The organism is Colwellia aquaemaris, assembly GCF_057548755.1.
This window is the reverse complement of the sequence record NZ_BAAJLV010000003.1, coordinates 162,019-188,558: the sequence shown is the minus strand read 5'-3', so window position 1 is coordinate 188,558 and position 26,540 is coordinate 162,019. Positions and strand designations below refer to the sequence as shown.

General features: G+C 38.5%; 18 protein-coding genes. 4 read left to right on the top strand and 14 right to left on the bottom strand.

Annotation, left to right across the window (positions count from 1 at the left end):
- Positions 1 to 26 precede the first annotated feature (26 nt).
- The 9 genes from AC27HL_RS10335 to AC27HL_RS10295 all read right to left on the bottom strand — a co-directional run bounded on the left by AC27HL_RS10335 (position 27) and on the right by AC27HL_RS10295 (position 16,600).
- Positions 27 to 2,231 (bottom strand): EAL domain-containing protein, encoded by a 2,205-nt coding sequence (locus AC27HL_RS10335; RefSeq protein ID WP_487080906.1) that lies wholly within the window; start codon positions 2,229 to 2,231, stop codon positions 27 to 29.
- A gap of 62 nt (positions 2,232 to 2,293) precedes the next feature.
- On the bottom strand, positions 2,294 to 4,273 hold the full coding sequence (locus AC27HL_RS10330) for a methyl-accepting chemotaxis protein (RefSeq protein WP_487080905.1): 1,980 nt from the start codon (positions 4,271 to 4,273) through the stop codon (positions 2,294 to 2,296).
- A gap of 358 nt (positions 4,274 to 4,631) precedes the next feature.
- On the bottom strand, positions 4,632 to 6,071 hold the full coding sequence (locus AC27HL_RS10325) for an alanine/glycine:cation symporter family protein (RefSeq protein WP_487080904.1): 1,440 nt from the start codon (positions 6,069 to 6,071) through the stop codon (positions 4,632 to 4,634).
- Positions 6,072 to 6,189: 118 nt separating this feature from the next.
- On the bottom strand, positions 6,190 to 9,387 hold the full coding sequence (locus AC27HL_RS10320; protein WP_487080903.1) for an efflux RND transporter permease subunit: 3,198 nt from the start codon (positions 9,385 to 9,387) through the stop codon (positions 6,190 to 6,192).
- A gap of 42 nt (positions 9,388 to 9,429) precedes the next feature.
- Complete coding sequence (locus AC27HL_RS10315) at positions 9,430 to 10,605, bottom strand: efflux RND transporter periplasmic adaptor subunit (RefSeq protein WP_487081216.1); 1,176 nt, start codon at positions 10,603 to 10,605, stop codon at positions 9,430 to 9,432.
- A gap of 352 nt (positions 10,606 to 10,957) precedes the next feature.
- A complete protein-coding gene (locus AC27HL_RS10310) occupies positions 10,958 to 11,341 on the bottom strand; it encodes a hypothetical protein (RefSeq protein WP_487080902.1) in 384 nt (127 codons plus the stop codon).
- A 232-nt stretch (positions 11,342 to 11,573) separates the two neighbouring features.
- Positions 11,574 to 11,978, bottom strand: coding sequence for an STAS/SEC14 domain-containing protein (locus tag AC27HL_RS10305; RefSeq protein ID WP_487080901.1), 405 nt, complete (start codon positions 11,976 to 11,978; stop codon positions 11,574 to 11,576).
- Between the two features lie 129 nt (positions 11,979 to 12,107).
- Entirely contained in the window at positions 12,108 to 14,627 is a 2,520-nt protein-coding gene (locus AC27HL_RS10300) for a glycoside hydrolase family 31 protein (RefSeq protein WP_487080900.1), read from the bottom strand.
- Complete coding sequence (locus tag AC27HL_RS10295) at positions 14,627 to 16,600, bottom strand: alpha-amylase family glycosyl hydrolase (protein ID WP_487080899.1); 1,974 nt, start codon at positions 16,598 to 16,600, stop codon at positions 14,627 to 14,629. The genes AC27HL_RS10300 and AC27HL_RS10295 overlap by 1 nt, the downstream gene beginning before the upstream one ends.
- A 590-nt stretch (positions 16,601 to 17,190) precedes the next feature.
- On the opposite strand from AC27HL_RS10295, the gene AC27HL_RS10290 reads away from it, so the two are divergent.
- Positions 17,191 to 18,024 carry a DUF417 family protein gene (locus AC27HL_RS10290; RefSeq protein WP_487080898.1) on the top strand — a complete coding sequence of 278 codons (834 nt, stop codon included), beginning with the start codon at positions 17,191 to 17,193 and terminating at the stop codon, positions 18,022 to 18,024.
- A 53-nt stretch (positions 18,025 to 18,077) separates the two neighbouring features.
- Here AC27HL_RS10290 and AC27HL_RS10285 read toward each other — a convergent pair whose 3' ends face one another.
- From AC27HL_RS10285 to AC27HL_RS10270, 4 genes are all read right to left on the bottom strand, one after another.
- A complete protein-coding gene (locus AC27HL_RS10285) occupies positions 18,078 to 19,250 on the bottom strand; it encodes a lipocalin-like domain-containing protein (RefSeq protein WP_487080897.1) in 1,173 nt (390 codons plus the stop codon).
- On the bottom strand, positions 19,247 to 21,691 hold the full coding sequence (locus AC27HL_RS10280; protein ID WP_487080896.1) for an ABC transporter permease: 2,445 nt from the start codon (positions 21,689 to 21,691) through the stop codon (positions 19,247 to 19,249). Before AC27HL_RS10280 ends, AC27HL_RS10285 begins: the two co-directional genes overlap by 4 nt.
- Positions 21,692 to 21,695: 4 nt before the next feature.
- A complete protein-coding gene (locus AC27HL_RS10275; protein WP_487080895.1) occupies positions 21,696 to 22,355 on the bottom strand; it encodes an ABC transporter ATP-binding protein in 660 nt (219 codons plus the stop codon).
- Positions 22,356 to 22,476: 121 nt separating this feature from the next.
- Entirely contained in the window at positions 22,477 to 23,058 is a 582-nt protein-coding gene (locus AC27HL_RS10270) for a TetR/AcrR family transcriptional regulator (RefSeq protein WP_487080894.1), read from the bottom strand.
- A gap of 128 nt (positions 23,059 to 23,186) precedes the next feature.
- Between AC27HL_RS10270 and AC27HL_RS10265 the strand changes: the two genes are divergently transcribed.
- Positions 23,187 to 24,230, top strand: a complete 1,044-nt coding sequence (locus AC27HL_RS10265) for an alkene reductase (RefSeq protein WP_487080893.1) — start codon at positions 23,187 to 23,189, stop codon at positions 24,228 to 24,230.
- 79 nt (positions 24,231 to 24,309) lie between these two features.
- On the opposite strand, the gene AC27HL_RS10260 is transcribed toward AC27HL_RS10265, so the two are convergent.
- On the bottom strand, positions 24,310 to 24,459 hold the full coding sequence (locus tag AC27HL_RS10260) for a hypothetical protein (protein WP_487080892.1): 150 nt from the start codon (positions 24,457 to 24,459) through the stop codon (positions 24,310 to 24,312).
- Positions 24,460 to 24,732: 273 nt separating this feature from the next.
- Here AC27HL_RS10260 and AC27HL_RS10255 point away from each other — a divergent pair, with 273 nt between their 5' ends.
- Together AC27HL_RS10255 and AC27HL_RS10250 are read left to right on the top strand one after the other, a co-directional pair.
- The gene (locus tag AC27HL_RS10255; protein WP_487080891.1) at positions 24,733 to 25,248 is read left to right on the top strand and encodes an NUDIX hydrolase; all 516 of its coding nucleotides are present in this window, start codon (positions 24,733 to 24,735) and stop codon (positions 25,246 to 25,248) included.
- Between the two features lie 557 nt (positions 25,249 to 25,805).
- On the top strand, positions 25,806 to 26,537 hold the full coding sequence (locus AC27HL_RS10250) for an EAL domain-containing protein (protein ID WP_487080890.1): 732 nt from the start codon (positions 25,806 to 25,808) through the stop codon (positions 26,535 to 26,537).
- The last annotated feature ends 3 nt before the right edge of the window (positions 26,538 to 26,540 follow it).

Genomic DNA, 26,540 nt, shown 5'->3' with positions numbered 1-26,540 from the left:
TCGATAGGTAACAACAGCTTCATCAGCTATTTATTTTCTTTTTCTAAAATATACTGTTCTAAATCACCAGCGGTTAATGGCTTTGAAAAAAAATAGCCTTGAATGTTGTTACAACCTAGTGACAATAGTGTTGTCACTTCTTCATCGGTTTCAACGCCTTCTGCCAGTACCGCTAAATTTAAGTTTTTAGCCATAGCGACTATGGTTTTCACTAACACGGCACTTTTCTCTTTTTTGTCTAAGTCGACAATAAATGTCCGATCTATTTTTAGTTTATGTAACGGCATAGAATTTAAGTATTGCAATGAAGAATAACCCGTACCAAAGTCATCAATTGCAATTGCAAACCCTTGTTGGCTTATTTTATATAATAAGGAAATTGTTTCTTTAGGGTTATCAAGTAAGCAAGTTTCGGTAATTTCAAGCTCAATTTGACTCGGCAATATATCGAAATATTCAACATTAACCATCAAGTTATGATAAAAATTAGCCGCCAACAACTGCTGCGGAGAAATATTAACACTCACTAAGGGAACATTAATTTGTGTTTTATTCCACATTGACACTTGTCGAAATACTTGCCGCATAATATTGTCACCTAGTGACACCATTAAGCCATTACTCTCGGCAACGGGAATAAACTCACCAGGAGAAACTGTCCGATTTAATGATTTAGAATACCAACGCACAAGAGACTCAACAGCAAATAAAGTTCCAGTTTTAGCATCAATTTGAGGTTGATAAACCATCGTAAATTCAGAGTTCGAGGTGCTCAAACCTTTTTTCATGGCATTATGAATTTGCTGAGCGTCACTAAATTGTTGATTAATTTTCGCAGTAAAAATACTGTAAGCGTTACTATGTTGACGACTCACACTACCAAGTGCAGAAAAAGCATTATCAATTAAGGTTTCAATATTTCTTCCATGCGCTGGAAAATCACTGGCTCCAATTCTAAAATTACAATAAATTTCCCCCGTCGCTATTTCATAGTGCTCAGCTAATGCCGACGTTAGCTGCTCTAGCAACGCTTCACAGGTATCTTCATTTATTTGATAATATGCAATGTAGCGACTTTCAGAAAAATTACCTAATAACGACGACAAGGGTAATTGTTTTTGTATCCGCTCTTTTATTTGGTTTTGCAATAAACTGACATATGCTGCCGGGTAAGAAGCGGTAATACGGTTAAAGTTTTCCATGTTGATGATCAATAAACGACCTTGCTTTTCTGGCACAAGAAACTGCTTTTCAACTTGTTGCTTAAAGTGCTTTTTACTTGGCAGTAACGTCACACTGTCTAATTCAAGGTAGTCAAAAAGTGGTGCTAGTAAGTGCCTATTGGAAAAATACAAAGCAATCATCACAAGAATAAATATCACTAAAAACTTAGCTAATAATGTTAATGTTCCTTGGTAGATTTCTTTCGCAATAATGCTATTAGGAATTGCAAAAATGATATGGCTATTTAGCCCTGCTAGGGCTTTTGTGGCATAAAAAGTATAAGGTGAAGACTCTGATATTGGAATAATGCCTTCAACGGTATTTGCTCGAAATAGCAACTGCATTTGTTGCGACCAAATATTATTGGGACTTTGATGTTCCGATAAAATAACATTGCCGTTACTATCAACTAAAAAAACATTACCAGCCATATCCATATCAATATTGCGTAATACCGTCAGCATATAATCAAAATTAACATGGGCGGACGCTAGACCAATAAATTTACCTTGCGAGCTAATCGGTGAGGTAACAGCCATCCATGCTTCTTTAGTGTTTTCTATACTGATATAAGGTTTGCTAAATACAGCCTTTCCCGCTGCCTTACCTTCAATATACCAAGACCTTTTTCGCGCATCATAACCTTTAGGTACCTGCCAACGATCAACACTGTATGTGCCATCGCTGTCTGATACATATCCTAAGTGCTGTAAGCCATGTTCATATGGCCGCCATCTTAGAAACTCTTCAAAACTATGATGCTGTTCAACATTTAAATCATGCTCTTGTAAATACAAGGCAAAGCTATTTACTTGCTCAACAATATCATCAGTCCAATGATTAATTTCACTAACAACAAAGCTTGCTTTAAGCTTTATTTCGGTTTGAATTGCCATTTCAATACGGCTTTTCACATGCAAATACGCAACAAAAGTTGACGCTAAAAGCCCCATTAGCAGCATAGCAATAAAACTAAGCACTAATTTATTTTTATTGCTGGTAAACATCCAAGTCTATTTCCATATTCTTTAACGACTAAATAATTGGCTCTGCCAATAAATTAGTACTCCTATACTTGAAAGCGTTTAGCTAAGTCTTGCATCGACACGGCCAATTGAGCTTGCTCTCTTGCTGTGGTTGCTATTTGCGTTGCTCCTGTTGTTGTTTCTTCCGACATTTGCTCAATGTTAACAATGTTTTGTGCAACATCTTGGGTAACAACAGACTGCTCTTCAATAGCCGTTGCAACTTGTTCAGACATAGAAAATATTTGTCCAACAGCCTGAGTTATCCCTTCGAGTGAGTGCTCAACATTTTTTGAGTTTTCAACTGCAATGCTGGCTTTTTCTTGACTCGCCTCAATAACTTGGTGTGCGGCATTGGCGTCGGCTTGTAACGAACCAATAAATGACTCAATTTCTAAGGTTGATTCTTGTGTTCTTTGTGCCAAAGTTCGAACTTCATCGGCAACAACCGCAAAGCCGCGACCTTGTTCGCCAGCTCGTGCTGCTTCAATAGCGGCATTTAAGGCCAATAAGTTAGTTTGCTCTGCAACAGATTTGATCACATCAACCACTTTCGTTATATTGCTACTACTTTCATGCAGGCTATTAATTTGCTTAGCTAAACTGTCTATCTCTTGTGATAAAACCTCAATTGAACTATAGGACAATTGCACCACTTCTAAGCCATTATTTGCTTGCTCGTTCGCCTCCTTGGCAGAGTCGGCCGTTAGTTGTGTATTACTTGCTACTTCTTTTACCGTTGCCGATAACTCTTCAACTGCCGCCGCTATAGTTGCAATACCTTGCTGTTGCTCAGTCATTGTTGAAGCATTGTATTCGCAGGTGGTTGACGTTTCCTCAGCTGCAGCTGAAAGGGTCTGACTTGACGCAGATATTTCATTAACCGTTTTCGAAAACTGCGCTAGGGTCAAATTTAGCGCTTGGGATATTTGCCCTAACTCGCTCTGTCCCTGTAAGGTGGTGCGAACGGTCAAGTCATTTTCATCTCGAACCTTTGCCATCACATAAGTTAATTCAATAACTCGTGCCGAAAGGTCTTTAATCGATAGCACACTAATAAGGGTTACAGCCACAAGTAAAACAATAGTTACCACTAAATCAATAACTAAAGTACTAAATGCATTGTCAGCTTCATTTTTTGCAAATTTTAACAAGTGATTTGCAACTTGATTTTCAACTTTTTTCAATTGTCCGATACGTAAAGTCGCCTGCTGGAACCAATATACAGCGTCAACGTCAAAATTGGATTGTTTACTTTTAGCAATCGCCCGCAGATTTTTCACTTCTTGCACTGCTGGGTGGTTAATTTGCTCTTGGTAATAAGAAATATTATCAGGCGTTGCAAAAGTTAGAAAATTAGCCATATAGGTATTCTGCTCAGTCACTAAAGCAATAAACTTAGCAAACATACCTTCAGCATAAGTGTCTGCTGCAAAGGTATTGCTCATAACCGCACGTTCAATACCGGCACGCTCTTTTCCTTGCAAAAAGTTATAATAAGCAATAGTTTGTTTGGCAATATTAGCATTAGTACTTAACTCAGCAATTAAGCTAGATACTGACAAAAGCTTGGCATTTAAACTTGTGTAATAACTAATAGCTTGCTTGGTAGCAATATCAAAACTATTAACTTGCGAACGTATTTGCGATAAACCCTCTAAATCTTTAGCAATTTCTTGATTGAGCTGCTTAATAGCTGCTTGTTCAAAATCATTACTTGCCAAGAAAGCGGCTCGGCTTTGTTTTTTAGCATCGGTGTCAGTACGTTGCTTTTGTAACTCATTACTAAATTTTTCACCCTTTGAGCCTAGAAAACCCGCAGTTGCACCACGCTCTTTTTGTAATTCGTGTACAAGTTCACTATAAATAATCGACATTTGTGTTAGTTGAGATAACTTTTCTACCTCACTACTTACATAATAATTTTGTTTTAGCGTTAAAATGCTTAACCACAAAAAACCAATTAATGGCAGTGCCAGTAATATAAATACTTTATTTTTAAATGAGATATCAGAAAACTTCACTACTTATCCTTTTTATAAGAGTAATTTATACTTGTTTCGGAAATAAATATCACTGCGTGCACAAATCAAAGTGTGGCGAATGGCATGGTTACTTAATCGTTAGACTGAGTAAATGCTACCATATCCCCTATGGTTTGATTCATGATGCAAATCAATTATGTCCTGAAAAACCAAAATCTTAATAGTAATCATTATTATAGAAAGTGTTTTTACGCTTTCTATAAGCAATTAGTCTAGTTGCTGTTTTTCAAAATTAACAAATTTATAACGGAGAAAGTATGGTAATCTTGTGACTCAAGGTTACCGAATTGTAATCAGAGAGATATACATATCTAAACATCTCTCTAATTATATTAAATTATTTGTCCCAAATCCCCTTATGAAGACGCCCTTGAAACTGTATGTCAGTTGCACGAAAAGCCATATTGGCCTCGGTAGAATTATTTAAATTACGTTTAGCATTATAGTCTTTCATTAATGCCACAATAGTCGGTGTTAATTGTACTATGGCAATAACGTTAACTAATGTCATCAAGCCTAAGGCAACATCAGCCATACTCCACACTTGTTTTAAAGAGGCACTGGCTCCCCAAAAAACCATAGTTAGATACATAATTGTGTATACAGCCCGGCCAATTTTGTTATCTAATTTAAAAAAATGTAAGTTACTTTCCGCATAAGCATAATTTGCAACAACAGAGGTAAAAGCAAATAAACTAATTGCCGCAGAAACAAAATACACCCCCATGTCACCTAAGTGATAAGTTATTGCATCTTGAGTAAGGCGAATGCCTTCCATTTCACCGCTAATGTTAATATCCGCCAATAAAATAATCACCGCAGTACAAGTACATAGCACCATGGTATCTAAAAATACCCCAAGCATTTGCACATACCCTTGAGTTACCGGATGATTAGGCACAGGCCTTGCGCTAGCCGCAGCGTGCGGCACGCTTCCAGCCCCTGCTTCATTGGAGTACAAGCCTCGTTGAATACCATTTTTGATCGCAGCACCCAGCATACCAGCCCCTGCTTCTTGCAACCCAAAAGCCGATAGAAAAATATCATAAAGCATCGCCGGAACTGCGCTAATATTCGTTAAGGTGATGATTACCGCCACTAGAATAAAAGCAAGTCCCATAAATGGCACAACAAGCTCTGCAAACTTTGCAATACGCTTTAACCCGCCCAAAACGATAGCCCCAGCAAGCAAGGTAACAATAGCTCCCGTATAAATACTTGGCATATTAAAGGCATGGTTTAATGAGTCGGCAATCGTATTGGCTTGCATGGCGCTAAAACTAAAACCATAACCAAGAAATAAGCATAGAGAAAATAAAATTGCCAGCCAGCGTTGGTTTAAGCCTTTTTGAATATAATAAGCTGGCCCGCCTCGATATTCCTTATGATCATCATTCACTTTATAAAGTTGGCCAAGAACACTTTCTGCAAAGCCAGTGGCCATACCTAATAAGGCAATAACCCACATCCAAAATATCGCCCCACTGCCACCTAACGAAATTGCCACGGCAACCCCAGCTAAGTTTCCGGTACCCACCCGCGCTGACAGCCCAATAAAGAGTGCCTGTAATGAACTAATACCTGAGCCACCACCTTGATCTTTGCTACCCTTGGTGCTGGTTTTCATGACTGCAAACATATGGCGAAAATTCAATATTTGCACAAATTTCAATTTATACGTAAACCAAAAACCAGCAAATATCAGCACATAAATAAGAACTTGCCCTTCTCCCCATAAAATATTATTTACACTGGCAATTGCTTGTTCAACATTCATGGGCCGTCCTTAATGAGTGATAATTTCTATTTCAAAGACAAAAGAGGCTTAACCGAAACCGGTAAAGCCTCAAATATCAGCTTGTTCTACCCTATAGTAAAATAACGCTAATGCAAACCTAGCGCGTTAATTGTGCAAGTTTTGCTTTTGAAAACCAACGAAACAGCACAGGTAATACAAACAGAGTTAGCAAGGTTGCGGTGACTAAACCACCTACAATAACACTAGCTAACGGGCGCTGAATTTCTGCCCCAACCCCACTAGACATCAACATTGGAATCAAGCCTAATGCCGATGTTATAGCTGTCATCAGCACTGGCCGTAAACGTGATGTTGCCCCTTCAAACACCGCTTTTGATACCTCTAAGCCATCTTTTATCCGTTGATTAATACTCTCCACCATCACGACACCGTTTAGTACAGCAACACCAAATAAAGTTATAAAGCCAACAGAGCTAGCGACCGACAAATACTGACCAGAAATATACAATGAGAAAACACCGCCAATTACCGCCAAGGGTACATTCAGCAAAATCAACATAGCTTGCCCCACAGAGGCAAAAGCAAAATACAAAAGCAAAGCAATAAGAGATAACGAGATAGGCAATACAATTGCTAACCTTGCTTGTGCTCGTTGTTGACTTTCAAACTGGCCGCCAATCGCAACAGAGTAACCGGCAGGTAAGTCAACGGTTTTAGCAATAACTCGATTAATATCTGCCACAACACTGCCCATATCTCTATCTTGCACATTAGCTTGAATAACCACTCGGCGCTGTACATCATCACGTCGAACTTGTGGAGGCCCAGACTCTAACGATATTTCAGCTATATCACCTAATCGAACCCAAGCACCGGTAGGAGATTGCAACCGTAATTCGGCAATTTCTTCACGATTACTGCGATTTTTTTCCTGTAATCGCACATAAATATCGTAACGCTCATTACCATTAATGACCTGACCCGCTGTCGTACCACCAATACCATCTTTAACAACTTCCATAACATCGCCAACAGAAAAACCGAAACGAGAAAGTTGCTGCCTATTAGGTTTTATTACCAATTGTGCTTCACCTATAATTTGTTCAATAGCAACGTCACGGGCCCCTTCAACTGTTTTAATTGCCGCTTCAATCTCTTGTCCTTTGCTTGCTAACACGGTTAAATCTGGACCAAATAACTTAATGGCAAGCTGCGCTTTTACCCCTGAAAGTAACTCATCCACTCGAGTTGCTATTGGCTGTGAGAAGTTTAGTAGCAGGCCAGGGAATTGTTCTAATTCTATCGCCATTAAGCGTTGTAATTCATAGCGGCCTTTTGCGCTAGTCCATTCGGCTACAGGCTTTAAACCAATATATATTTCAATATTGTTCACGGGCTCAGGATCACCGCCAATTTCAGCTCGCCCCATGCGGCTTAATGTATATTCAACCTCAGGAAATTTCATTAGTTTCTGTTCTAAAATTGGTGCAACTTGTAGTGCCGTTTCCAAGCTTGATGATGGCGCTAATGTCACCCGCAAATTAATGGTGCCCTCTTCAAGCTCAGGTACAAACTCCGTACCAATTTGTGGTATTAGCGCAATCGCACTCACCAATAATATAGCTGCAGACACAAGCACTACTTTTGTGTGTTTCATTGCGACAATTAAACCTTTGCGATACCAAACATTAAGCGGCCGTAAAATGATACTATCGCGCTCTTTTACACCTTTACTAAACATATAAGTGGCCATTGCAGGTACAATAATTAGCGCAACAAAAATGGCTGAAATAACCGCCAAAATGATACTTATTGCCATTGGCTGAAATAGCTTAGCTTCAACGCCTTCAAAGCTAAATAACGGCATAAATACCACTAAAATAATAGATGCCGCAAAGAAAACCGGGCGCGCGACTTCTTTTCCGGCTTGTTTTAAGCGTTGCGCAATATGTGCATGTTCAAAACTTTCTGACGCTTGCTCATCAACTGAGCTACTATTTTCCAGTCTCGTGGAGTTATAGGCGTTTGCAGATTTATTAAGATGTTTAAACATGTTCTCTACCATAACTACTGAGCCATCTACCAACATACCGATGGCAACCACAATTCCACCCAATGACATCAAATTTGCTGATAAACCGAAATACGACATAATCATCAGCGTCATTGCTATCGCAATAGGAATAGAAACAAGTACAAGAAAGGTTGCACGCAAGTTCATCAAAAATAGTGCCAGTACTACCGATATAAAGATAAAAGCTAGAATGAGTGAATCAACCACGGTATTAACTGCTTTAACAATTAAATCTGATTGATCATAGAAAGGTTCAAAACGCACCCCCGTTGGTAATGCTTGTTCAATTAACGGTAAACGAGCATTAATGCCATCTATGGTGGACTTAGTGTTTGCGCCCATACGTTTAAGGACAATACCCGAAACCACTTCACCTAGGTTTTCTACCGCACCACTGTCAGTGCGACGGGTCATGGTAACTGCACCTTGTCGAATTTCACTACCTAATTCAACAGTTGCAATATCAGCAACGGTAATAACTGTACCATCAACTGTTTTTACGGGTACTTGTTGGATATCGACAATACCAGCTTCACCGCCATTGAACCAACCAGTACCACGAATAACAAGTTGCTCTTGCCCACGATTCATGTACCAACCGCCAACATTGCTATTGTTATTTTCCAAAGCATTCACTATATCTTTTTGCGTCAATTGATAGGACAGCAATTTACTCGGCTCAATATTGACCTGATACTGGCGAACATTACCACCAAACGACAATACATCAGTCACACCGTCAACAGGCATCACTAATAACTTCACAATCCAGTCATTGAGACTACGCAGCTCCATAGCGTTATAACCAGAATCCGTATCCGCTATCAGTAGATACTGAAACACTTGCCCCAAACCTGAAGTATTAGGTCCCATTTCCGGTGTACCAACTCCTGCAGGAATAAGCTCTTTTGCCGCTTGTAAACGTTCAAAAACTAATTGGCGAGCAAAGTAAATATCTGTGCCCTCTTTAAACACTACAGTAACGCCAGACAAACCCGTTTTTGAAATTGAGCGCACTTGCTCAACGTCAGGCATCGCATACATAACGGCTTCAATTGGATAGGTAATGAGTTGCTCAACTTCCTCTGCGGCTAACCCCGGCGCTTCGGTGTTTACCGCTACTTGTACATTAGTAACATCGGGGAAAGCGTCTAAGTTTAATTGAGGAATAATAAACACAGAGCCTACTAAGCTAGTTACTAACATCAACATCACTAACAAGCGATTATTGATAGAAAAATCTATAATTTTATTAAACATGTTTTGTTCCTATATTTGCTAGTGCCATCGCTTAAAGCCAAATTAATGGTTATGCGGATCAAATCCGCCTTTAGCAATTTCCGAAGCAACAAAAAATGCCCCCTTAGTTACAATTCGCGTTTGTGGTGCTAAACCTGAAATTTGACGAAATTGCCCTAACGATCGCCCTAGTTCAACTTCCTTTGCCATAAACTCGCCTGGGTGGTCTTCAACAAAAACCATCCAGTCACCATCACTTGAACGCATTAAAGCCGACTCAGGAACTGCCATTACTGGCTTATTGGTGGAGAAATTGAAATTTACATTAACAAACATACCTGGGTGCAAACGATCTTGACTATTCTTAACCGCTAGTCGAACAATACGTGTACGAGTTTTCGGATCTATCGTGTGAGCTTCTTGAATAACCGTAGCAACAAAAGACTGATCAGCCATTTCAATAATCGCTTGCGTGCCTTTAGGTAAATTTATCTGTTTATTTGGCGACACTCTCGCTTCAACCCAAAGCTCACTTTCATCAGCGAGAACCATTATTGCATCGCCAGCCGAGACACGTTGCCCTTGCGAAAAATTATCATTCAACACGGCACCTGCTCGCTGAGCAATTAACGTATATTCACCTAACTCACCTAAATGAGGCGTTGCTAAATGGTCTTGAGCAACTTCAGCAATGGCAGCTTCAGTTAAACCAAAGGCTTTTAGTCGACTATATGCTGAAACATAATCGGTTTGCGAGTTCAATAACTGACTTTCACTGACCGTTGTTTTACCTAGTTTTTTATTACGTTGCCAATCATTGTAGGCAACTCGATATTTTGCTTGCGCTTCAGCGACCGACTCACTAAATAAGGTGACCAAAGCTTCACCTTTTTCAACATGTTGACCTAAGGTTACATGTCGAGAAACCACGACTGACTCAGTTCGCGGCGAAACAACATAGCTTTTATAGCCATTAGCTTTAATTTCTCCCGGCGCATATAAATGACTCATCAACACCTTAGGAGCAATCGCAGACACTTCAATGCCTGCTAATTGCATTTTTTCAGCACTAAAATTTATCGCTGATTGATGCTCTTCTTCAGGTTGTGATTGCGTTGCAAAGGCGCTGCTAGTGGCTTGTTGTTCAGCATTTTCTTCATGTGAATGACCATGATTTTCGCGCTCTTTATCTCTCAGTTGAGCAACATTCTCTAACGCCATGGCAGGTGTAGCAAACATTATGGCGAGCAAAAAAGTTAGCCCTAAGTGTCTATAATGAATTGAATTTTTTATTTTAAAACAGCCAATTAAAAGCTGGCTTTTAAGTTCTTTTATATTGATTTTGGTCATTTTCGAAATCTCTTATTTTCATTTGAGATCATAAATCGAGCGAATAAGCTCACATAAAGTCGCATTAATATTTACCCTTGCTATCTAACGCAATCACTTTCAGAGAGTGCATTGTGTATAAACAACAAATATGATGGTGCGAAACACTTTAAGTAAGCATTTAAAATTCGACAGATTTACAATATGTTAATGCCAACAGTTAAGTTATTTAACTAATTGGGAATAAAGTAATTAATGAAAATTAAACGATTGGAGGGCGGTGTTCTGGAGATATCCAAAGTGACAGTAAGGCAGTTTTAGTGGTTAAGACACTACTATTATCTTTACGCAATAAAGTAGACTCATGATAACAAACAATATAAACACCGGACGGTGAATGGCAATGACAACAATGGTGGCAGTCAAATTGATTTTGCTCTGGGCTATTAGAGCTTTCATCAACATCACTATTCGCAACTATTAATGTGCCTTCCTGATGCCATTTGTGAGATTCATCTAAGCTACGGTGAGATAAGTTTTGGCCAGCATCAACTTCTTGGTGAGCACCATGAGAATCAAACGCAGCGGCAATTGTTTGACTCGCAAACATTACAGCAAACATTATAATTAACAGGCGATTAAACACAGATACTTCCACTTAATAAACTTAGCGAAAGTGTAAATGAATTACGTTATTGCCACAAGTGATCTAGTCTGTTTGAGAGAGAAGATGAACTAATGTAAGGCGCTTTTTACGATAACAACTAAAAAACCAACTAAAATAAAACAGTAAAAACACTACTTAACAACAGCTTAGGTTAATATCGCATTAACTAAGCACTGCTACAATTTTTAACAATTTAAATTATGGCTAACACCTAAGCTGATTTAGCTTCAGCGCTTCGTAACTGGTTATTTAACCACGCTAAAGCGGTATTTTCATCTTCAAAATAACGAATATTTTGCGTGGTTTTTGATTTGACTAAAGCTTGCTCTATGGCAATTAATGCAGGCGAGGTAAATACCAATGCCTTCGCCACCATATTTTTATCATTTAACCAAGCATTAAACTCATCAGACATAATAAAAACTTCAGGCGTGCCGCCATCAAAAGCCAATAAATTGGCCAAGATAGCAAATGGTTGCTTATCCAACGAAATAAGCAACGATTTTAATTGTGTTACTAACGCTTTTGCGCCAACATCATTGAAGGCGCCTTGCACGGTAACTTTGATAACATTGTTATCTATATCAATTTCAAACTCACCATGTTGTGCTTGCAAATCTCACCTCCTTACTTGCGAAATAGTGCTAACACATCATTACATTCGAAGATTAAACTGACAATAGTAATTTACTTAATATTCATCATGCGTGGTAAATATATCAATCAAAATAAGCTAACAGCTTTGCTAGTTAATATTAATCAAGCCGTTCTTTTGCCAGCTAAATTTAATCGACAATTGCTGCTTTTCTTCATCGTACCAGGCTGATTGCTCACTTTTTAAATATTCTTGTTCGTCCGACAATACTTTAATAGCATTACCGTTATAGGTAATTTGCTTGGGGCTCTCTAACCAATTATGAACCGCAAGCACCGCCTGACGCTGCTCAGGCATGTTAACAAACTGCCCTTGTTGGCTTAATTCCACTGCTAATTGCGCTTTGTTTTGCGTCGCATTAAAACGCAACGTCTCATAATTGCCACTTGCTAGTGATGTCGGGTCTTTACCGTCATCGTTATACATGGTTGCTGAAGATGATTGAACCGAAGCATCCGCGTAATAATGTAACGTTAAGTGGCTAGTATCATAATCTTTAGTTGATTGCACAGCATCAACCATAGGGATAAATGCTCCGGCACGAACCAATACTGGTGTTTGCGTTAACGGAGCCGTTATTGTTGTTTTTTGCCCACCTTGGTATCGCTGCCCGTGCCAAAAGTTAAACCATACGCCACTAGGTAAATTTATGTCAACGCTGCGTGCACCTTGCTCAGTAACAGGTGCAACAAGTAATGAATCGCCATAAAAGTAACTGTCTTTTTCATCAATTAAAGTTAGGTTAGTTTCATCTTCAAAAAACATTGGTCTCATTATTGGCATACCCGTTAGGCTATTTTCAATACTTAACGAATAAATATAAGGCATTAAACGATAACGCAATTTCACATATTCACGCAAAATATCTTTAGTTTCGGTGTCGTGAAAAATCGGCTCAGGCTTAGCTTGCTCTTGTGCATGAGGACGAAAAACTGGTTGAAAAACACCATATTGTAACCAACGAATGTAAAGCTCTTTATCAATTGGACCATCACCGGCAAAACCACCTAAGTCAGAATGAGTGTAACTTAATCCCAACAAACTCATTTGTAGCGCCAATTCTACTTGTGGTTTAAAACCGCCCCAGCTGCGATTCACATCCCCCGTCCAAGGCACCATGCCATAGCGTTGTGAGCCAACAAAGCCAGAGCGCATTAAAATAAATGGTCTTGTTTGTGGTTGAAACTTACGTAAACGCTGATACAACATTTCGGCCCATTGGTGCCCATAAGCATTGTGCACTTCATCACCAGTAACTTTAACACCATCAAAGTTATGTAAACCATTGGCTGGATGTACTTCTGGCTCACCTAAATCTCCCCACCAGCCAGCAACACCTTGCTCAGCTAGTTTTTGATAATATTGCCAAAACCAATCTTGTGCTTTGCTATCAAAAACATCTACTAACCCGGTATTACCAAAGTAGAAATCAAATTTTTCGGGTGTACCTAATTTGTTTTTCATTAAGGCACTGTTTTCAACGGCGCTTTGCCATTGACTAGATGAGGTTAATATAAATGGTTCAGTGATCATGACTGTATTAACCCCTTCGGCCTTGAAATCTTTGATCATTTCAACTGGGCTTGGAAAGGCTTTTCTATCCCAATTTAGGTTGCCCATATGGCCTTTAATATCGGCACCAAACCAATATAAATCAAAAACAATAGCATCTAGTGGAAAGTCTTCATCCAAGTATTTTTTCACCACTGCACGTGCTTCTTGTTCGCTATGGTAGCCAAAGCGACTGGCAATATTACCTAAACTCCAACGTGGTGGAAGTGGTTGTTTACCGGTAACACTGGCTAAGTTTTCAATTAAATTAGGGTAAGTTTCACCTGTCATGATCAAATAAGAGCTACGGCCAGCTACGGCACTAAATTGCAATATATCTTTTTCACTATGGCCAATATCAAGTTCGCCACTGGCGGAGTTGTCAAAAACAATGATGTACTTATTACTGGACATAATCGCCGATAAGCCATAATACATTTGATTTGATTGCGTTTCATAACCATAGTGCGCGCGATTGTATAGCGGCATTTTTTGGCCGCGGCGATCCATACCTAAAACCCGTTGGCCACCACCGAGTATTTTTTCTTGCGGCTGTAACTTAAAACGAAAGCCTAATGTAAAGTTATTATCACTGGCTTTTTCTATGTCGTCTTGTTTATTGAAATAGCCCCGTTCTTCAGCGGCTATTAATTCCCCTGAGGCATTTTTATAACTAACTCTTAACGGCGACTTATTGATATATGCAACAAGGTTATTGTTTGCAATTATTAGCTGCGATGGTGACTCTTCTAACACTAATTCTAGTTTGGCATTATGCGTTAGTGCCTGTTTATCGATGGCAAACGATGGAAGCTGCTTTACTCCTTTTGCTTGGTAATGTACTTCAAATGCCGCCACGTTAAGTGCCGTTAATGCTAACGTTCCGTCAGTTGTAGTAACTAACAGCTGATTATCTCGTAATTGATGACTTACATAATCACTAGCAAATAGTTGCCCGTTAAAAACGGCAAGCAAAAAAGCACATAGCGTACTAAAAACAAGTGAAACTGAACGGGGTTTACGTTCATTTTTATTGAGTGTGATAGTAAAATTTATCATTACTTATTCACCTTAATTTGAAAAACGAATGAACTAAGTGGCGTCATATTTACTGCAATAGTCGCGGATTTATCCGAATGTACCGTTAAAGAATTCGTCGTTCCATACAATAAATCTTCTACTTGATATTGTCCTGCTGACAGCTGCCATTGCTTAATTAAACTGGCCGGAATATGCAGCTGATATTGGTAGCTTTGCTCACTATCAAAGTTACTGACAACAATTAATTTCTCATGTTCTGACCAGCGAGAAAAAGCAAATTGAAGCTGGTTATACTCAGTTAACGCCTGGCGATTATCGTTATGCAAACTTAAGTATTGCCCTTGCATAGCAGGGTTTTTGGCGGAAATATTTAATAAGCGCTGATAAAAATCACGCAAGTTTTTCTCGGTACTTGATAACTGACCGCCGTCGAACTTACCGTTATTCATCCAGCGTTGGTGGGCCGGTACACCGGCATAGTCAAAAATACTAGTACGTGTTGGGTCGCCAAAACCAGTTTCTTCACTGCCATCTTCACCCACTTCTTGGCCAAAATAAATCATGGTTGGTGAGCGGCTGATCAACGTTGAAACCACCATGGCCGGTTTAGCTTTTTCAGCACTTCCAGCAAAGTCATTACTGGCAATACGCTGCTCGTCATGATTCTCCAAGAAGTGCAATAAATGCTGTTCAATATCACTGTAACGTTGTTGAATATTTGCTAAGTCACCGGTGTTACCTTTACCTTGCATAATATCTTTAGTGCGATCATAAAAGTCGACCTTGTCGTAGAGGTAATCCATTTTTCCTAGCTGAATATAGTTTCGATACTGTTTTGGGTTATATATTTCAGCCAATAAAAAAGCGCCTTTATTAGTCATTTTTATTGCCGAGTTAAGGTAGCTCCAAAATTCAACCGGCACCATTTCTGCCATATCATAACGAAAACCGTCCACCCCTTTTGCTAACCAGTATTGGGTAATATCACGAAACTTGCGCCATGAACTAGGCACATCTTTATCAGCCCAAAAATCTGCGTGTGCTTGGTAGTCTTTAAAACGATATGATTCAGGTAACTGCTCGAAGGCATAACTACCATCGGGTCTTACACCATAATTTACCTTTACGGTTTCATACCAATCATTGAAGTGTGGTTGCGCTGCACGTGAGCCATTACCTGTCCATTTTGCCGGTGACTCAGTAAACTTTCCGTCAGCTAAATCATTTTTTTCACCACCTAGTGGGGCATAACTATTCATAGCTTCAGGTACTTTGAAGTCTTGTCCAACAACATAATAAAAATCATTGTTACGATCAAACTCAACGCGGGTATTATCATCAGCGCCAAAGTCGCGAACGCCCGCGGGTTTATCTAACGAGTGATAAGCTCTGGCAACATGGTTTGGCACTATGTCGATAATAACTTTCATGCCTTGTTCATGGGTACGTTTGATCAGCGCTTCAAACTCTTCAACACGTTTGGCTGGGTTATCGGCTAAATCTGGGTTAACACTGTAATAATCTTTAACAGAATATGGTGAGCCTGCTCGCCCTTTCACTACGTCTGGGTCATCATTTTCAATACCGAAATCTGTATAGTCGCCAATTAAAGCATGGTGCACTACCCCCGTATACCAAACATGGCTAACGCCAAGTTCTTTTATTCCTTGCAATGCTTGTTGGGTAAAGTCACTAAACTTACCAACACCATTTTCAGTGATAGTACCCCAAGGTTTATTAGTGCTGTTTTTATTACCAAATAAGCGCGTAAACACTTGGTAGACTACGGGCTTACCCTTGACTTTTTCTTCGCTAATAATTGTGTTATCTACTGCCACAAATTGGCCAATTTCAGAATTGGTAACTGGCGCTTTTATGGCAATAATGCAACCTGTTAAGCCCAGTCCAAGTAAAACGGCACAGCTTATCGTTTTAAAGTTTTTTAGTTTGCTTAACATAGCTAAGTTAGATTTTGGCGAGTTACGACGCATTTAAGTACCTTAGAAAGTAGTAGCAGGAATGTTGTAAAAACAATCCAAGCAATATCAACAACAAAATTAATCTTTCGAGAGTACACATTTAATCTTCACCATGCCAATTGCATACGAATTCATAATTCATTTATTTAGGGCGAGTTGATCTATGCAGTTATATTTTGTTTGATTAAACGTGATTTAATGAAGGCGGAGTGAATGAGGTATAGTTATTCTATATAAATGAACCACAACAATGGGCAAATTACTTTTAAGCGTATTCAAAAGACAGTGTTTATTGAATATTTCGATTGCGTTATCACTTAATTATGTGTGACTGCATAGATGCAAGAATTAAAATAACTCAGGAAACAAAGTCGAGAACAACCGCATGACTTAAGTTCTGTCTTGCATAAACGTTCACTAAACTGCGAAAAAAAAATACAGTAACCCCCCCCTCACCTAGTAGCCATCAATTAAATAATGATCAATATCATCACAACATTGAAATAATTTTAGCGCTGCTTAGGTCTTTTGCAGCAACAGTACAAGTTGCCATATCGACAATGGCGTACTTCCCCCAGCATTTTGACTAAAAAGATACATAAATGAAAAAATCACACTTCACCGCATTATTAACGTTACTTGCTATTTCGATGGCACTACTCGGTTTGAGTATTTTGTTAATGGGCCATCACAAGCACATATCTTTAACTACTGACTTTTATGGCATTAGTGAGTTTTTACCTGAGTTAGCTTTCAATAGTATTGCTGGCATTAGTCTTGTCATCGCCGCAGTATGGTCAGCTCTTGCCATCAAACGCATTGAACTACGTGCGAAATTAGGTTTATTTATTAGTGCTATTAGCATAGCCGCCTTACTACCATTACTTGGCTCTAGCATGTGGATTGAATCACTAGGCGGCTTTCCTGCGATTGGTTCAGGGCAAGGGGTAATTAAATACTTTGCATTGTTGGCCATTGGGATATTTTTAGCAAAACCTTATTTACCAGCTAAAAAAGCCATCTGGCTAAATGCTTTTCCGGTAATACTCGTTTTGCTTTGGATAGGCGGAATGAAGTTTACTTTATTGGAAGCAAAGGGCATTGAAGATTTAGTTAGCACTTCCCCGTTGATGTCTTGGATGTATGATGTTTGGGATCTTCAAACAACCTCAAATTTGATCGGTGTTTACGACATTGTAGCGTTAACTTTGCTGATATTAGCGGTATTTAAGCAACAATTACTATTACCTGCTGTACTAATGTCAGGAGCGGTATTTATAGTTACCCAAAGTTTTTTCTTAAGCTGGCCGGCAGCGCTATCAAGTGAAACATTACTGTCAACGGGGGGACATTTTTTGATCAAAGATATTTGGTTTATTGCTAATTTAATTATCTTTGCCAGTTTAGTCAGTAATAATCCGCAACAGCTTAAATAAAACTTTCGAGTAGACCTGATGCCACTATGTTTACTGTATCAGGTCTTTGGCTATTACTTATATCCGGTCATTTCTAAAAAACCTTGGCCTTGGTGACTGCCGTTAAACGACACCATACCTTCAAAGTATTCAATACCAAATCGCATAATTTGGTTTTTGTTTATCACCTTGACATTAATATCTATGCCCTGTTGCGCAATTTTAATGTTAAATGCGTCAGGATATTGCTCATTCGCCACTATTACACTGTTGTTTTGTAAAACAATTTCAGTATTTGACAAGGTTTTTATTGAGCCATCTTTGTGCATAACGCTGCCATAAAGGTAATCTTTCTTATTAGAACGAATACGATAAACCATTAAAGCGGTTTGCGCGTTTAAACGTAATGAAAACCAATCCCAACCTTGTTGATCTTCCGCGAGCATTTGCGAGCCCCACTCTCTATCAAACCAAGCCTTACCAGTAACTTTTTGCCATTTATTGTGCCAGTAAACCTCACCGCTAACATGAATAAAAGGCTGCGAATAATAATGACTAGCAATATCTAAAGTATGATGCTTCTGGCTAAAACCTTGTTCGCCTTGCAAAAAAAATGTTGGAGTATTTTCATCATAAATATCAAGCGATAAATCAAGATTTACTTGCCAACGCGACCTTCGCTCTTGCGATGGCTTGGCCAATGAAGAGTTTAGCGGTTCACTGTCAGCGATAGCCAAATCTATAAATTCACCATAGCGTAAGTTTGCTGGCAGTAATGCTTTTGATGATTGCCATTGCCAATCATCAATTACAGCGTTAAAAGGCTCAGTGCTTATAGCTAGATGACCTAACTCTTCTCTGGCGCTGCGAAATGCCGATTGATGTTCAATAGCATCGGCCAATGCGGCATGAGCAAAATACCAATGTTTATCTTCAACGCTGCGACGAAATAAAGTCCATTGCGTTGCTAATGTATCGCCATTTTCTGTAGTCAAATTTGCCGTAAGATACCACCACTCTTGCTGAAATGACTTTTTCGGCCCATGGGCATCAGGAAATTTAATGACATTATTGCGAGAAGGTTTTGCAAAATTGCCTGCAGTATCACCAAGACTTTTCAGTGCAGAACGTTTCTCTACTTTGTTGTCACTGCAAGCAGAAATACAAAAGATCAGTAGCAATAGCCGGAGAAGTTTATTGCTTATCTTATCGCTTGAATAAGTGAAATTAACACTGGCGTAGCTCATGACAAACTTGCTCTAATATTAAGTTTATATAAAGGAATTGCTAACGCCGGGATCAATAATACTAGGCCAATAAAGCTGCTAACAGAAAAGGAGGTTACGTCTAGTTGTAATGGCATTGACCAGCCAAATGAGGCTGGCAAAATTAAGCTAACTAATGCGTTAGCAAGAACAATTGCCATAGGCCAACTTAGTAAAATAGTGGCAAAAGCTATTAAAAACCACTGTGATAACATATGAGCAAATACCTCCACTCGACTATAACCTAAACTGCTTAAAATATGTAAATCAGCTTTGCGAGCCAACTCCAGGCTATTTGCCGATAAAAATAAACCAAAACATGCTATTGAAAGCAGCACAAAGGCAATAGCTTGCGTCAATAAAAAGGTTTGCTTAAAAATAGCTAAAGCAAGTCCCTTAATTTGTTCAGGCTGATAAATTTGCTCTTTTGTCAGGCTCAACTCATCATCTAAGGTTAAAGCATCGATAACAATTTGCACATTTGATTGACTATCATGAACTAAAAATATGCCAAAGCCGGTTTCCCGCCAGCCAGTCAATTCGGTTATTTTATGAAAAGATGGCACTTTTATGGCAAATCCCTGATTGCCATAGTCATAATAAATCCCCTGGACCTGACAAGAGAAAGCTCGTTGATTTTGTGCAATATTAATTTTTTGACCCAATGCGATATCACGTTTATAGGCCAATTGTTCATTAATATAGCAATGCTTTTTTGTCGCACTAAATGCTACTAAACTTCCTGATTTTAGAATTAAACTTTGTTGCTGACGATCAGCTGCCAGTCGATAAACTTCAACGGTATCTTGCTGATATTTAGCTAAAGTACTTTCAAATAAAACATACTCATCAATACGGTCGTTTTGCGCAAGACGTTGAGCTAATTTTGGCTTTTGTTGCTCATCAAAGCGAACAAACAAGTCGGCACTTAATAATTGATTTAAGTAGGATTCAAATGAACTTTGAAAGCTATGTACCATTAATGCGGCAGCAATACTTGCCGTTAATGCCAAATAAAAAGCCGCTATTGGCAAAAAGCGTCTAGTAATTTGCTGACCAGCATCGACCAAAATAAACTGTATTCGAAAAGGCTTAATGATATAGCTTAACAACAAAAATAAATAACTCAGTATCATAGGTAGCAAGGCAACACTTGCAACGAGTAACAAGCCATATTTCAACATAAGTTGTAACCAGCTATCGTTAGGCCAACATATATGTACCACAACTAAACTCAGCGCAATAACGGCATTTTTCTTGAAACTAAACCGAGTTGTAGTTGCACGAGCAGATTGTTCTATGTTGTCAGCGCTAATGGCAAAAAACTGCTTTATTAGCGCAGCAATAACAGCAACAAATGATATCAAAAATGCCCATATACTATAGTCACCACGCCACTGAAAATGACCACTGGTTTGCAAGCGATACAATTGTTCTAAAGTGACTCCTAGCATAGGTAATAAGAACGACACTAAAGCGATAGCGATAACAGCACCGATAATACTGGCTAACAAGGTTAAAAGTAGCGCCTCAGATAACATCACTACTTGTATTATTTTTAATTCTACCCCTAATAATCTTAACTGCGTAGCGAGTTCACCTCGTTTAGTCCAAGCCTGATTAGCCGCTTGAAATGCAATAAATAAACTTACAATAAAGCCTAAAACCGCCAGTGCAAATAAATTAAGGTGCAAGGCCTCGGCAAAACCTTCACGCTCTTCAATTGACCAAACTTGCTCTATAGTTAAATGTTGGGGTAAAACCGAAGTGAGTTGTGCTAACGCTCTATCACTTATCGGCCCAACCATTAAATGGCTAAAGCCTTTAATATCAGGAAATAGTTGCCAAGCAAGTGTAATATCGATAAGCGCTACTGAACCCCAGTCATTAAATTGGTTAACCTTTAACGGCACACTTTTTTGATTTGCAAATAATAGCTTAGGTAGATGCTGAGCTGTAACAGCAAGGCCGAGTTTAGTTGCGTAACTTTGACTAATATTCACCGCTTCGCTGGTAAAGCTTTGTGGCGACGTTAATACAAAGGGCAAAATATCTAAGGCGCGAAAGTTAATTTTTTTGCCATTTGCGAAAGTTTTTTGAAATAAATGACTAGCATTAATTTGTGAAAAGCCTAATGCGCGTAATCTGGCAAAATCAGCAATAGTAATTATTCCGCCTTTTTTCGGCACAATATTGAACGCAATAGGCGATTTTAAACGAGTATTCGCAGCTTGATATTGCTGTTTACTGGCATCGTTTAAAATTAAAATGCTTAATAAAGTACTTGTTGCTATTGCTAAGCTGAAAATAAAGCCGATATTTAACAAAGGTTTTCTAAGGTATTCGGCAATACAAACTTTCGCGACTAGTAAAAACTCTGACACGCTATTAATGATGGCTCTACGACCAAGTAAATCGCTCATAAGATCAGCTAGTTAATTTGCCATTGGCTAAACGATAAACTTTGTCCATGCGACTTGCCACCTCACAACTATGAGTTACCATAAGCAAAGCGGTATTGTTTGACTTGGCAAGCTTTACCAGCTGTTCAACAACATGTTCACTGTTGGTATTGTCTAAATTACCGGTAGGCTCATCAGCTAGTAATAACCGCGGTTGTGCGTTTAACGCTCTGGCAATTGCCACTCTTTGCATTTCGCCGCCAGAAAGTGTTGCAGGAAATTTATTCAATAGTGAGTCGATACCCAGCTCTTTCGCCAATTCATCACCATAACCGACTTGAAAACGCCCCGACAACTTAGCGCTAAACTCAATATTATCTTTAACCGATAGCCCAGTAAGTAAGTTAAATTGCTGGAATATTATTCCTAGGTATTGTTTACGCAGTTGGCTCAATTGCTTATCTGAAGCGCCTACTAACGACACCCCAGCAACATGAATATCCCCCGTTTGAATCGACTCTAAGCCAGCAATCAGGTTTAAGAGTGTTGTTTTACCACTACCACTATCGCCCATTAGCGCAATACATTCCCCCTGTTGAATTGAAAGAGAAAGTTCAGATAATAAGTTTCGAGTATGGTTGCCATCAACTATCTGATGACTAAGAGAGCGAATATTTAATGACAATATCATTCCTTTTCGTTTGAAGTTGACATTCAGCAAGCGTTTTTCAGCCACTCTTCACTACAGTAGGTAAATTATCCTTAGAGGTCAATAAATTACTAGACCTATGATTTCCATGGTAAAATTATCGGGACAAATCAGTAAATAATTGCGTCGCCAACTCACGCATAACCTCAGGTTCGGGATGAGTTTGCGCATAAGTTCTTAAGCCGTACACTCCCATGATAAAAAATCGAGATAATTGCTTAGCACTGCGTTTACTGAGTAACTCTTTATTTTCAATTGCCGTTGCAAACACCATTTCAATCGAGTTTTGCCAGTCGGCTAAGTTTTCAATTAATATTGCTTGAACTTCATTATCTTGCTCCGCTAATTCATTCAATGCTTTAGTTAACAGGCAAGCTTGTGCCGCTTCACAACTTAAACACTCTTGTACAATGTGCTCTAGATAAGCCTGCATTTGCGCTAATTTAGCACCTGATTCGGAAAAAAATCCTTGGAATTCTTGTGCTCTGTCAGCACGATACTGACCTAACGCTGCTAATAATAAACCACGTTTATTTTCAAAAGCACAGTAAATAGAACCTGGGTGCAAACCTGTTGCGACCTTTAAATCTTGCATACTGGTTTTGGCGTATCCTTTATCCATAAATGCGATCATCGCCGCTCTTAGCACAGATTCTTTGTCAAATTCAGCATTTCTCATTCAGTTCAGTTTTGATTTCTAATAGATAACCTTAGTGTACCTTTATTTGAATGCTTGTTCAAAATAATACTTGAACGCTCATTCAAATAAGAGTATCTTGAACGAACATTCAAGAAAGAGATAATGCTATGACTGAAAATCTATTTGAACCCTATGCGCTAAATAACACAATTACCCTAAATAATCGTATATTAATGGCACCATTGACTCGCTGTATGGCAGATGAGAATTTAGTGCCAACACAAGCCATGGCTGAATATTATGGCCGACGTGCTGACGCTGGCTTGATCATATCTGAAGCGGTTATTATTCGCCCTGATGGTCAGGGTTATCCCAATACGCCAGGGTTATTCTCGCAAGCTCAAATTGACGGTTGGAAAGTAGTAACTAGTAGAGTTCATAGTAATGGCGGAAAAATATTTGCTCAACTTTGGCATACTGGCCGAGTAGCACATCCTCACTTTTTTGAACATGGCGATGTACTTGCGCCATCAGCAATTGCCGTTGAAGGTAGTGTACCAAGAATGCGGGAGTTAACTTACCAAGTGCCGAAAGCCGTTACAAAATCTGATATTGAAAGTCTAGTAAATGACTATGCGCAAGCAGCTGAAAACGCTATAAAAGCAGGTTTTGATGGTGTTGAAATACATGGTGCTAACGGCTATTTAATTGATCAATTTTTACATTTTGACAGTAATAAAAGGCAAGATGAATATGGCCAAACACCGGCCAATATGGCTCGTTTTCCACTCGCTGTTGTAGATGCGATTATCGAACGCATAGGCAGGGATAGAACCGCACTACGAATAACTCCAGGAGCCTACTTTAATATGGCAACAGATGCCAAAGACAGAGCAGTCTTTGATTTCTTATTACCAGAGCTGGAAAAACGCCAACTTGCATTTTTGCATATTGGTATTTTTGATGATGCTATGGAGTTTGATTATCTAGGTGGGACGGCATCTAGCTATGTGAGAGCCAATTATAATAATACCTTAGTCGGTGTTGGTAGTTACACCGCGGAAACCGCAAGTAAAGCGATAGCAAATAATAATTTTAATTTAATTGCCATAGGTCGCCCTTTTATCGCGAACCCTGACTATGTAAAAAAAATTCGCAACGGCGAAGAAATTACTCCTTATATAGAAGAAATGCTAACAAGTCTTGTTTAGCTACATAACCTGAAATCACCAAAAGAAAAAGGCCAAGATGATAGTGTCATCTTGGCCTTTTAAGTAAATTTTTCATATTTTATTCGTAAGAGCGCTCTAACCAAGCAATTTGCATTTTTAAATCTGCAATTTCATTATTGGCATCAACTAATTGCTGTTCAATCGTTTTAGACATTTCCGTAGCATTCTCGCTAGGCTCAATTGCATTTACAGTTTCTTCGTGTGACATAGTGCTCTCCCAATTCACGTTACAACACCTGTATTATTACACAATAACTTTCATTTTACTCATTATTTTTTAAATTAAATTTCAAAACGAAACTTAACACGCTCAAAAAGAAAGAAACGAAACATAAAATTAACAATAAAGCGCTTTTAAGGCACCATAAAGTGACTATATAAAAACTTTCATCGTCAAGTTCATATACAAAGCTATTTTCATCATTGAATTTGCCCTCCTCTGTCCCCACTTATCAAAAACACTTTATTACAGCCACCTACTATGCGTTTATTAAAATCAACAAAAGTACCAGACTTACACGCCAATATTGACAACAAATTTACCCGCAGAGCAAGCCGCGCCATAGTATTAAAAGGTGAAGATATCCTGTTGCTGTATACGAAGCGCTACCATGACTTTAGTTTACCAGGCGGAGGGATTGATGACGGTGAAGATAATATATCAGGCCTGATTCGAGAATTACGCGAAGAAACAGGTGCCCATAGCGTTACAAATATAAAAGCATTCGGCTGCTATGAGGAATACCGTAATTGGCATAAATGTGACTTTGATGTCGTGCATATGCTTTCTTATTGTTATACCTGTGATATTGACGCGCAATTACTGACACCCGAATTAGAGCCTCATGAAATTCAAAATGGCATGACACCCATTTGGAAAAATATCCATCAAGCCATTCAGCACAATGAAGAAGTGATCCGTAATAGTGATAAAAAAGGCTTATCCATTGAACGCGAAACCTTTTTATTAAAACTAATTGCGAGTGAGTTACTTTAATTCACTCGTTTGTAAACGAAGATAACTTCGAGCTTATCTAGAGTACTTACCTGACACTAATTCAAGTAATAAAGCTGAAACTATCTACGCTTTTAAGTAGGTAGATACAAAATCAAGAATTTAGATGACTCTATGATTATGTTATTTAATCCATGTAGTGCTTTCTCTCAAACGTCCCCCCTAAACAGTTATAAATTCAACGGGAATTTATAACTAATTAAAAACTGGGCAGTTTAGCCATATTTTTAAACCTAACCTCGATTAAAATTATACAAACTCGAAATTAACAACCCAGTAACAAACGTTACAAAAATGTACAAATTTATTATACCAAGGTTAAATTTTTATGATCATAATAACTTTAACTTACGCTAAAAGAGCGCAAAAGCTTTGTATAAAGTTGGAGTGAATAAGTTAGTTCAGCAACAAGCAACTTTGCAAATAGCGAAATAAATCTGTTTACAGGCTGATACTGTTCACATGATAATGATTCTTATTTAAGATAATTAATAATAATAAAGGAAGTACACAAATAATTATTTTATTTGTGATAACAAATGAAAAATAGAACTATTCCTACTTCGAGTTTAATCGAATTAATTGAAGCACAACGTTATGGCGTAGAATACCAGCCAATTGTTAACTTAAAGTCTAAAGACATTATGGCATATGAATGCCTTGCTAGGTTTTCTGATAGAAATAACAATTATATTCCACCCGATATAATTTATGCCGCATTGCATAAAAGTCCGGTGAGTTTATTTCAAGTAGAATATCAACAAAAAATGCTGCAGTTAGATAATGCTCCAAGAAACAGTGATATATTCGTTAACTTAGATCAAGACTCTTATTTTGCAGCGAAAAAAAACAACGAAGACAATCCATTTTTAACATTATTTAGAAACTTCCGCGCTTCAAATATTGTTATTGAACTAATTGAAAACTCTGAAATTAATGATGCCATTAAAAGCTTAGACATGATTGATACCTTGGCAAAAAACAATATAAATACAGCAATTGATGATGTATGTAACCCATTATCAATGATTTCAACATCTGTTATTCAATTGGTCGATTACATAAAGCTAGACAAACATGTTGTCGCGCAAAAACACGATAAAGAGTTTATGCTACTCGTGAAAGCTTTAATTAGCTTTGCACATAGTGCTGGCAAAAAAATTATTTTGGAAGGGGTTGAAACAGAAAGCGATATTGTTTTTGCTCGAAAAATCAATGTTGATTACGTACAAGGCTTTTTATTTAGAAAATGGTTTCAGTATTATCGGTAATTT